The sequence below is a fragment of the Acrocarpospora macrocephala genome (genome assembly GCF_009687865.1).
Taxonomy (GTDB): Bacteria; Actinomycetota; Actinomycetes; order Streptosporangiales; family Streptosporangiaceae; genus Acrocarpospora; species Acrocarpospora macrocephala.
In genome coordinates this window covers 30,121-39,580 of the sequence record NZ_BLAE01000092.1, presented here as the reverse complement: position 1 = coordinate 39,580, position 9,460 = coordinate 30,121, and the positions used below count along the sequence as shown (strand labels likewise).

Annotated in this window: 10 protein-coding genes and 1 riboswitch; of the genes, 5 read left to right on the top strand and 5 right to left on the bottom strand. The window is 68.5% G+C overall.

What is annotated here, in order from left to right; genetic code table 11:
- The first annotated feature begins 140 nt into the window (after positions 1-140).
- Entirely contained in the window at positions 141-710 is a 570-nt protein-coding gene (locus tag Amac_RS48445) for a DoxX family protein (RefSeq protein WP_155361203.1), read from the top strand.
- A 238-nt stretch (positions 711-948) separates the two neighbouring features.
- On the opposite strand, the gene Amac_RS54215 is transcribed toward Amac_RS48445, so the two are convergent.
- Positions 949-1,548, bottom strand: coding sequence for an Rv1733c family protein (locus Amac_RS54215; protein ID WP_170323036.1), 600 nt, complete (start codon positions 1,546-1,548; stop codon positions 949-951).
- Between the two features lie 170 nt (positions 1,549-1,718).
- On the opposite strand from Amac_RS54215, the gene Amac_RS48435 reads away from it, so the two are divergent.
- Positions 1,719-2,360 (top strand): hypothetical protein, encoded by a 642-nt coding sequence (locus Amac_RS48435; protein ID WP_155361202.1) that lies wholly within the window; start codon positions 1,719-1,721, stop codon positions 2,358-2,360.
- Here the strand turns inward: Amac_RS48435 and Amac_RS48430 are convergent.
- The 3 genes from Amac_RS48430 to Amac_RS48420 all read right to left on the bottom strand — a co-directional run bounded on the left by Amac_RS48430 (position 2,357) and on the right by Amac_RS48420 (position 6,747).
- On the bottom strand, positions 2,357-3,352 hold the full coding sequence (locus tag Amac_RS48430) for a ribonucleotide-diphosphate reductase subunit beta (protein ID WP_155361201.1): 996 nt from the start codon (positions 3,350-3,352) through the stop codon (positions 2,357-2,359). The two genes, Amac_RS48435 and Amac_RS48430, sit on opposite strands and share 4 nt — an antisense overlap.
- Positions 3,352-5,481 (bottom strand): ribonucleoside-diphosphate reductase subunit alpha, encoded by a 2,130-nt coding sequence (locus Amac_RS48425; protein ID WP_155361200.1) that lies wholly within the window; start codon positions 5,479-5,481, stop codon positions 3,352-3,354. The genes Amac_RS48430 and Amac_RS48425 overlap by 1 nt, the downstream gene beginning before the upstream one ends.
- A gap of 130 nt (positions 5,482-5,611) precedes the next feature.
- Positions 5,612-5,800, bottom strand: a riboswitch (cobalamin riboswitch).
- Between the two features lie 44 nt (positions 5,801-5,844).
- Positions 5,845-6,747: a Bug family tripartite tricarboxylate transporter substrate binding protein gene (locus Amac_RS48420; protein WP_155361199.1), complete on the bottom strand. Its 903-nt coding sequence runs from the start codon at positions 6,745-6,747 to the stop codon at positions 5,845-5,847.
- A 167-nt stretch (positions 6,748-6,914) separates the two neighbouring features.
- On the opposite strand from Amac_RS48420, the gene Amac_RS48415 reads away from it, so the two are divergent.
- From Amac_RS48415 to Amac_RS48405, 3 genes are read left to right on the top strand one after another with little or no spacing between them, the layout of a single operon-like run.
- Positions 6,915-7,295, top strand: coding sequence for a GntR family transcriptional regulator (locus Amac_RS48415; protein ID WP_155347934.1), 381 nt, complete (start codon positions 6,915-6,917; stop codon positions 7,293-7,295).
- Complete coding sequence (locus Amac_RS48410) at positions 7,292-8,179, top strand: ABC transporter ATP-binding protein (protein WP_246269182.1); 888 nt, start codon at positions 7,292-7,294, stop codon at positions 8,177-8,179. The genes Amac_RS48415 and Amac_RS48410 overlap by 4 nt, the downstream gene beginning before the upstream one ends.
- Positions 8,176-8,829 carry an ABC-2 membrane transporter-related protein gene (locus Amac_RS48405; RefSeq protein WP_155361197.1) on the top strand — a complete coding sequence of 218 codons (654 nt, stop codon included), beginning with the start codon at positions 8,176-8,178 and terminating at the stop codon, positions 8,827-8,829. Before Amac_RS48410 ends, Amac_RS48405 begins: the two co-directional genes overlap by 4 nt.
- Positions 8,830-8,959: 130 nt before the next feature.
- On the opposite strand, the gene Amac_RS54210 is transcribed toward Amac_RS48405, so the two are convergent.
- Positions 8,960-9,460, bottom strand: a 501-nt coding sequence (locus Amac_RS54210; RefSeq protein WP_174900320.1) for a cellulose binding domain-containing protein, incomplete at its 5' end; no start/stop codon positions are given.

Here is a 9,460-nt window from a genome sequence, read left to right as displayed (position 1 = left end):
AATAATTGATAAAGACAGACATCGCTAAACAATATCGAGACGACATTCGAATTATATGGCCTTTAAGCGGATGGGGGCATAGAGTCTGAAATGCCGCGTGAAATATAAAACGCGATTATCCGTTTTCGAAGTGGGACACCATGGCCACCGCAGCACGCCGCACGAGATTCCATCTACCGAAATCGAACGACGCGGGTACCACCGCGCAGTCATCCACGCGGGAGAGGTCGGCAGCAGCGTATGTGTGGGCGATCGCCCGCCTGGCGCTGGGCTGGATCTTCTTGTGGGCATTCCTGGACAAGGCTTTCGGGCTCGGTCACGCCACGACCGGCGCGAAGGCATGGATCAACGGCGGCCACCCGACCGAGGGATTCCTGAAGTCCGGGACCAAGGGCCCGTTCGCCAGCCTCTACCAGAACATGGCCGGGGCGGTCCTGGCGGACTGGCTGTTCATGCTCGGTCTCGCCGGTATCGGCACCGCCCTCATGCTCGGGATCGGGATGCGGATCGCGGCGGGTGCGGGTGCGCTGCTGATGGTGCTGATGTGGACCGCGGTCCTCCCGCCGGCCAGCAACCCCTTCATGGACGACCATCTCATCTATGCCGTACTGCTGGTGGGGCTGGCTCTGGTCAGAGCCGGGGACACCCTCGGCCTGGGCCGCTGGTGGCGCAACACCCGCGCGGTCCGCGAGCGTCCCTTCCTGATCTGACCGCGGGCCGAACGCGCTGACGGCGCTGGCCGCACTGACCCGGACCTTCGCCACCCTGATCCGTGACGGGACCGCCGAGCGAGTGCTCTCCAACGGGCTGGCGCCCGGTGACGTGGTGCTGCTTGAAGCGGGCGACAAGGCCCGGCCGGGATGTGCGATCTCCACCCCGCCGACGCTTAGCCGGCGGGTCGTTGGTACGCCTGCTACTCGCCGTTCACGCTGGCCAACGGGTCGTCGATTAGCCGTTGATGCGCCAGGTTGGTTCGATGATGGTCCACTCGGCGGCCCAGGCCTGGCGGGCGCGGCGGGCGGTCAGCATTCGGGTGGTCAGGAGGAGGAGGCTGACCAGAGCCAGGGCGAAGAGGGGGATGCCGATGCCGACGGTCATGCCGGAGATCAAGGTGGTCTCGCGGTCTCGGGGGCGGGGGACGATCTCGCCGCGGTTGTCGATCCAGACGTGGACGGTCTGGCCCTTCTGCCACATGGCGGGCGCGTCGATCAGGCCTTGGTGCGGGACGCCGTTCAGGGATTTCCAGGTGGCCATGGCGGGGCCCGCGGCGGGGGCGGAGAGCGAGACCTTCGGGCCCGCTGTCTCCAGGAGGGTGGCGTCGACCCGGTGCCGGGTCCGCTGCTGTTCCACTTCCAGGCCGAGGCCGTACCGATAGGTCCGTACGCCGAGGAGCACGCCGAACACGACCGAGGCCAGCACGCCGATCACGGACATCAGCCGGATCGCCGCCTCCACCCGGTCGCTGCGCCGGCGCAGCGGGTTACGGTCGAGCCCCAGCCATCGGATGAGCCGGGTAACGGGACCGCGCGAAACAGGATTCTGGACCATCTCACACCTCATCTGGTGAGTACCACCCAGAATCCGGTTTATGCCTGTTTAGAGCGTCAAAGGAAGGTGAGCTGGAAATCTAGTGACTCGCGAGCCTCGTTGTTTACCAGATCAGATCACGAGAATGGTTGCCCGTGCCCGCCGACCGCGTGGTGGGCTACGCTCGCGGAGTGTCGCGCGTTCTCGTCTCCGCCGCCCTGGTCGCCGCCGCGCTCCTCCTCGCGGGATGTGGCAGTGACGCGCCACCGGTGAGCCGGCCGTCGGCGCTGGCGATTCCCGATGGTTTCACCCGGGTCGGCGGACTCTCCAACGGCCTGGTGATGGCGATCCCTTCGAGCTGGCGTTCGGTGGACCTGTCCAAGACCGACTTCGAGAAGGAGCTGGAGGCCAGCGGCCTGAGCGGCGCCACCCTGGAACAGGCCAAGACCAGCCTCCGATCCCTCCAGAAGAGCAAGGCCCTGTACGCGATGGACCCCGCCTCGCAGCAGGAGTCCCCCGACGGCTTCGTCACCAACCTCAACGGCTTCTGCCAGCCCAGCGTGGGCGCCTCCGCCGACGCACTGATCGAGATAGCCAAACAGCAGCTCACCACGGTCAACGCCAAGGTCTCCGAAGCCGCCGCCGTCCCCCTGGGCAACGGCACCGCCGTACGAATCCGCTACACGCTGCCCCTGGGGAAGGCCCTCATCAACGGCACCCAGTACTACGTCCCCTCCGACAAGGGCCGCACCTGCGTGGTCACCCTCAGCACCGACCTGACCGGCAAGAACGCCCTGTTCGACCAGATCGGCGGCACCATCCGCCCGGTCTAGAAAGGCTCGTCGAAAGTGACGTTGCCGGGTATCGCGGTTTGGTAGGCGGAGACGCGGCGTTCGAAGAAGTTGGCTAGTTCCTGGACGTCCTGGAGTTCCATGAAGGGGAATGGGTTGGGGGTGTTGTAGCGGGTGGGGAGGCCGAGGCGGGTTAGGCGTTGGTCGGCGACGTATTGGAGGTAGTCGCCCATTTGGGGGGCGGTGAGGCCGGAGAGGCCGTCGCCGCAGAGGTCGTGGGCGAAGGAGAGTTCGGCGGCTACGGCTTCTTCGATCATCTGGGTGACCTGGGTGGCGAAGGTGGTGTCGAAGAGGGCGGGTTCCTCGGCGCGTACGGTGTCGATGACGCTGAAGGCGAATTCCATGTGCATGGATTCGTCGCGGAAGACCCAGTTGGTGCCGGCGGCCAGGCCGTTGAGCAGGCCGCGGGAGCGGAGCCAGTAGACGTAGGCGAAGGCGCCGTAGAAGAACAGGCCCTCGATGCAAGCCGCGAAGCAGACCAGGTTGAGCAGGAAGGCGCGGCGGTCGGCGCGGGTCTCCAGGCGGGACAGGCCTTCGATGGAGTCGATCCAGCGGAAGCAGAACTCGGCTTTGGCGCGGATGGAGGGGATGTGCTCGACGGCGGCGAAGGCTTTGGCGCGTTCGGCGGGGTCGGGCAGGTAGGTGTCCAGCAGGGTCAGGTAGAACTGCACGTGGACGGCTTCCTCGAACAGCTGGCGGCTCAGGTAGAGGCGGGCTTCGGGGGCGTTGACGTGCTGGTAGAGGTTGAGCACCAGGTTGTTGGCGACGATCGAGTCGCCGGTGGCGAAGAACGCGACCAGGCGGTTGATCAGATGCCGCTCGCCGGGGCCGAGTCTGGCCAGGTCGGCGAGGTCGGTGTGCAGGTCGACCTCCTCCACCGTCCAGGTGTTGCGGATCGCGGCCCGGTAGCGCTCGTAGAACTCGGGGTAGCGCATCGGGCGCAGGGTCAGGTCCATTCCAGGGTCGAGCAGCATTACTGGCACGCCTCGCAGGTCTCGGGGTTCTCCAGCGAACAGGCGACCGCTTCGGCGGCCACGGTGGTCTGCGCGATGCGGGTGGCCGGGCGGGAGCGCAGGTAGTACGTCGTTTTCAGGCCGCTCTTCCAGGCGTAGGCGTACATGGAGGAGAGCTTGCCGATCGTCGGCGTGGCCATGAACAGGTTGAGCGACTGCGCCTGGTCGATGTACGGCTGCCGCCCCGCCGCCAGGTCGATGAGCGCCTTCTGCGGGAGCTCCCACGCCGTCCGGTAGAGCAGCCTGAGGTCGCCGGGAATTTCGGGAATGTCCTGAACCGAGCCGTCGGCGCGTTTGATCGCGTCCCTGATCCGCTGGGTCCACAGCCCGCGCGCCTGGAGATCGCGTACGAGGTAGCGGTTGACCTGGAGAAACTCGCCGGAGAGGGTTTCGCGTTTGAAGACGTTGGAGACCTGGGGCTCGACGCATTCGTAGCAGCCGGCGATGGACGCGATGGTGGCGGTCGGGGCGATGGCGACGAGCAGCGAGTTGCGCAGCCCGGTTCGCGCGATCCTGGCCCGCAGGCGATCCCATTCGGGGTTGCCGGGAACGTCGAAATGATCCGGGTGCAGGACGCCGCGCGCGGCGCGGGTGTCGGCGTAGGCGGGGTGCGGGCCGCGTTCCTCGGCCAGGTCGGCGGAGGTCGCGTACGCGGCGAGCGCGATCTCCTCGGCGATCCGGGTGGAGAGCGCCAGGGCCTCCGGCGAGTCGAACGGCAGCCGCAGCGCGAAGAACACGTCGGCCAGACCCATCACGCCGAGCCCGATCGGCCGCCAGCGAAGGTTGGCGACCTCGGCTTCGGGCGTCGGATAGAAGCCCAGGTCGATCGTGCGGTCCAGGACGCGTACGGCACTGCGGACGGTCGCGCGCAGCCGTACCAGATCGACGCCGTCCGGAGTGAGATGCGCGGCCAGATTGATGGAGCCGAGGTTGCAGACGGCGGTCTCGCGGTCGGTGGTGACCTCCAGGATCTCGGTGCACAGGTTGGACAGGTGGATCACGTTCTCCGGGAGCGCCGTCTGGTTGGAGGCGCGGTTGGCGGCGTCCTTGAAGGTCATCCAGCCGTTGCCGGTCTGAGCGAGGGTGCGCATCATCCGGCCGTACAGGGTGCGGGCCGGGAGCTGCTTGACGAAGCGGCCGTCGGCTTCAGCGGCGCGGTAGGCGGTGTCGAAGGCGGAGCCGTACAGGTCGACGAGGTGGGGGACCTCTTTGGGGTCGAAGAGGGACCAGGGTTCGTCGGCTTCGACCCGGCGCATGAACTCGTCCGGCACCCAGTTGGCCAGGTTGAGATTGTGCGTCCGGCGCGCGTCCTCACCGGTGTTGTCGCGCAGTTCCAGGAACTCCTCGATGTCGGCGTGCCAGGTCTCCAGGTAGACGCAGGCCGCGCCCTTGCGCCTGCCGCCCTGGTTGACGGCGGCCACGGAGGCGTCGAGGGTGCGCAGCCAGGGCACGATGCCGTTGGACAGGCCGTTGGTGCCCCGGATCAGGCTGCCCCGGGAGCGGACGCGGCTCCACGAGACGCCGATGCCGCCCGCGTACTTGGACAGCCTGGCGATCTGGGCGTATCGCTCGTAGATGCCCTCCAGCTCGTCCCGGGGCGAGTCGAGCAGGAAACAGGAGGACAGCTGAGGGCGGCGCGCGCCGGAGTTGAACAGGGTGGGCGAGCTGGGCAGGTAGGCGAAGTCGGCCATCAGGCGGTAGAGCTCGTCGGCTTCCGCGACCGTCCCGGCCAAGCCGCAGGCCACCCGGAGGAAGAAGTGCTGCGGGCGTTCCAGCACGCGGCGGGTCTCGGGATGGCGGAGCAGGTAACGGTCATAGACGGTACGCAGGCCGAAATACTCGAACCGGTCGTCATCGCCGATCAGCTCGTTCAGCTTGTCCGCGTGCGCGGCGACGAAATCGGCCAGCCGGTCCTGGATCAGCCCGGCCCGGTGGGTCGCGGCGATCGACTCCGCGAACGTGCGCACCCCTTCGGCGGCGGCCTCGTCGGCGATCAGCTCACCGAGCAGCCGGGCGGCCCGTTTCGAGTGCTCCGGATCGGTGATCACCCCGGCCGCCGCGGCCTCGATCATCGCCCATCGATCGGTCATCTGCTCTCCCTCGCGAGTCCGGCGCCTCCGGGTCCGGGGGTTACGGCACGCGTCGGAGCAGCGCGAAGGATCGCGTCACTCGTCGGCGGGCCCTCCCACGAGGCCCGGCACAACCCGGCGCGGGCATCGGCCCGCGCGTCGGCCACTGGCAGGTCTTCGGACTCGCGGGCGTCCTACTGGCCGTGGCTTCCCAGGCGCGTGCGCGCCCAGTGCCTGTGACGGCGGTCGTTCCCGCTCACCGCTGCGGGGCAGTCCCGGAATCACACCGGGTTCCCTTTTCACACCCCTCTGAGGAGTGAACCAGCAACGTCGAGAATCCTACATCTAGTGCCGTGCAGATCCGCAACCCCAACAGGTTGTGTTCTAAAGCACCCCAAGATCGGCCAGCACGTCCCTGGCGCGGTACGCTTCGGTGGCCAGCCACGTCCGGAAATCGGCGTCGGCCAGATACATGGGCGCCCACCGGTTCCGCAGCAGGAGGTGCCGCCAGGCCGCCGAGTCGCCGAGGTCGTGGCAGGCGTCCAGCAGCCGGGTCCTGTCCTCGTCGGCGAGCGCGCCGGGCGCGAGCAGCCCCCGCCAGTTCGCGTACGTGAGACGCGCGCCGGATTCCATCAAGGTCGGCGCGTCCACGCCGGGAATGCGTTCGGGGGCGGACACCGCGAGCGCCCTGAGCACGCCCGTCCTGAGGCGGGGTTCCAGGTCGCGGTAGCCGCCGATGCCGACCGCGAACCTGCCGTCCAAGAGTGCCTCGACCACCTGGGGGGTGTCGGCGAAAGGGGCGTATCTGAGCAGTCGGGCGTCCGCGCCGAGGCCGCGGGCGGTCAGGCCGTACAGGACGTGATCGGGGCTGCCGGGGCCGCGGCCTGCCATCTCGACGGAGGCGGGGTCCCGGAGCAACAGCCTGGCCAGACCGTCGAAGTCGCGGAACCGGGAGCGCGGCGCGGCGACGAACAGCAGCCACTCCCCCGCCATCCTGGCCAGCGGCGTGGTGCTGGCGATGAGCGCGCCGGCGTCGTTGCCCGCCGCGGCCGCGACCAGCGCGGGCCCGGCCACCATCAGCCGGTCGGAGCGCCGGGCCCGGGCGAACTCGGCGATCGTCACGATGCCGCCGTCGCACGGCGCGATCATGATCTTGGGGAGCCGGCCGCGCGCCTCGGCCATGGTCGCGAAGGCCCGGGGAAACAGGTCCCCCGCCGGCGCCGGGACGAACAGGAGAACGGGCCGGGCGAACCTCCGATCCGGCCCAGGCGCGCAGCCCAGGGCCACAGCGAGCGTTCCCGCCCCCCACGCGAGAAACCGGCGACGCCGCAAATCCCACCACTTCCCCCCATAGTGACACTAAGCGTATAACTCAGGACATAACGTCACATCGGGCGGGGTTGACAGGAGATCAATCGTCAATTAACTAATTCATTAATGGAATGAGGTGAACCTTGATCGATTTCACGCTCGACCGGAAGTCGGGCACGGCCACGTACGCCCAGCTGATCCAGCAGGTCGAGCACGCGCTGCGGCTCGGGCTGCTCATGCCCGGAGATCAACTCCCGACCGCCAAGCAGGTCGTCGGGCGACTGGCCATCAACCCGAACACCGTGCTTCGTGCCTATAGGGAGCTAGAAGCGCGCGGCCTGGTGGAGGCCCTGCCCGGTCTGGGGACGTTCGTCCGGCGCTCGCTGGTCGCGCCGCACGACCCGGAGCTGGAAGCCTCCCTGGGCGAATGGGTGGCCACCGCCCGCGAGGCGGGGCTCGGCGACGACGACATGCGCTCGCTGCTCGAATTCGCGCTCTCCGGCCACCGCAGGGAGATCGCGTGATCGCCCTGGAGGCCGCGGGGCTCGGCAAGCGCTACCGCGACACCTGGGCGTTACGCGAGGTCTTCCTGAGCGTGCCGCAGGGCCGGGTCGTCGCCCTGGTCGGCCCCAACGGCGCCGGCAAGAGCACCCTGATGCGGGTAGCCGTCGGCCTGAGCCGCCCCACCACCGGCCGGCTGCGCGTCTTCGGCGAGGAGCCGTACGGCGAGACGCTGGAGCGGGTGGCGTACGTGGCCCAGGACAAACCCCTCTACGACGAGTTCACCGTCGGCGAGATGATCCGTGTCGGCGAGCGGCTCAACCCGCGCTTCGACGCCAAGGGCGCCACCCGCCGGCTGAACGACCTGAACGTCCCGGGCCGGGCCCGCGTGCACACTCTGTCCGGCGGCCAGCGCGCCCAGGTGGCGATCACCCTCGCGGTGGCCAAGCGGGCCGACCTGATCGTGCTGGACGAGCCGCTCGCCAGCCTGGATCCGCTGGCCCGGCACGAGGTCATGGAAGGCCTGATGATGGCGGTCGCCGACACCGGCATGACCGTCCTGCTCTCCTCGCACGTGATCGCCGAACTCGAGGAGGTGTGCGATCATCTGGTGCTGCTGTCCCGGGGCCGGGTGCAGGTGGCCGGGGACATCGAGGAGATCCTCCAGGGGCATCGCCTGCTGGTCGGACCGGCCGGAACCGTTCCCGGCGGGTCGTACGAGGTGATCGGCGAGCACCGGACCGAACGCCAGACGAGCCTGCTCGCCCGGCTGAGCGACCCGGTCCACGACCCGCGCTGGACCGCGCGCGAGCTGTCCCTGCAGGACGTGGTGCTCGGCTACATGCGCTCCCCCGACGTCACGCACTACCCGCCGCCCGTGCTCGCGGAAAGGGGTGACGTCGCATGAGCTGGCTCGCGTTCCGGCAGCACCGCGGCCGGATGATCGGGATGGGGCTGATCTTCGTCCTGTGGGGCGGCCTCTGCGGGATGGAGCTCTATGCCCCCGTGCTGTCCGGCATGTCGGCGATGGTCTTCGCCTACATCCCGCTCGTGTTCGGCGTCTTCCTGGGCGCGCCCATCGTCTCCCGCGAGTACGAGCGCGGCACCCACCAGTTCGCCTGGACCCAGAGCGTCTCCCGGTCGCAGTGGTTCCTCTGGCAGGTGGTCGTGGCGTTGAGCCTGGCGCTGGCCACCACGGCATACATCAGCACGCTGGTCGGGTTCGTCACGCCGGAGTTCACCCTCGAGGTGGACAGCGTCATGTACCCGCTGACCGGTTCCGTGCCGTACGCGTGGGCGGTGTTCGCGGTCGCGACCGGGCTGCTGTGGAGCGCGATCACCCGCAGGACCACGGTGGCGATGGCGGCGGCGTTCTTCGGCGTGGCCGCCAGCCAGTTCATCGCCGAGGGGATGCGCAACCGGTCAGAGGCGGTGTCCCACTGGACTGCGGCGGACATCTGGATCCTGCAGTCGGTGGAGGCGGGGATCCTGGTCGCCATCGCGGGGGTGATGGGCTTGGCCGCCTGGTGGCTGACCGCGCGCCGGGATCCGGCCTGAGGGATTCGAAGGCCTGAGGGATTTGAAGGCCTGAGGGATTTGAAGGCCTGAGGGATTTGAAGGCCTGAGGGATTTGAAGGCCTGGGCCCGCGCCTGGAGGTCGAAGGCGCGGGCCCAGGGGGCTGGAGGGTCAGACGACCGTGCAGCCGGGGATGGTCGGCAGTTGGGTGTTGCCGTTCGGCCGGGTGGCCTGGAACCCGATGCCGGTGGACTGACCGGCGGACAGGTTCCCGTTGTGGGACTGGTTGCTAGCGGTGATGTTCGAGCCGCTGGTGGTGAACTGGGCGTTCCAGCCGCCGGTCATGGCGTGGCCGGACGGCAGCGCGAAGGTGAACGACCAGCCGGAGCGCGGACCGTTGACGGTGATCTGCGCGACGTAGCCGTTGTTCCACGCGTCGAAGTGGACCGTGCAGGTGCCGGTCCCGGTGCCGCCGCCGGTGGTGGTGACCGAGACGGTGTTCGACTGTGGGGAGTTGTTGTTGGCCGCGTCACGAGCCACCACGTAGAACTCGTACTGCGTCGAGGCGGTCAGGCCGGTGGCGGCGAAGCTGGTGCCGGTAGTCGTGCCGACGTTGGTGAACGTGCCGGTGGTGCCCTGCCTGCGGAAGATCGTGTATCCGGCTACGCCGAC

What these genes read in the sequence shown, in the direction of transcription:
- Amac_RS48445 (WP_155361203.1), top strand. Translation starts at nt 141, where the DNA reads ATGGCCACCGCAGCACGCCGCACGAGATTCCATCTACCGAAATCGAAC.
- Amac_RS48430 (WP_155361201.1), bottom strand. Translation starts at nt 3,352, where the DNA reads ATGCTGCTCGACCCTGGAATGGACCTGACCCTGCGCCCGATGCGCTAC.
- Amac_RS48425 (WP_155361200.1), bottom strand. Translation starts at nt 5,481, where the DNA reads ATGACCGATCGATGGGCGATGATCGAGGCCGCGGCGGCCGGGGTGATC.
- Amac_RS54215 (WP_170323036.1), bottom strand. Translation starts at nt 1,548, where the DNA reads ATGGTCCAGAATCCTGTTTCGCGCGGTCCCGTTACCCGGCTCATCCGA.
- Amac_RS48405 (WP_155361197.1), top strand. Translation starts at nt 8,176, where the DNA reads ATGAGCTGGCTCGCGTTCCGGCAGCACCGCGGCCGGATGATCGGGATG.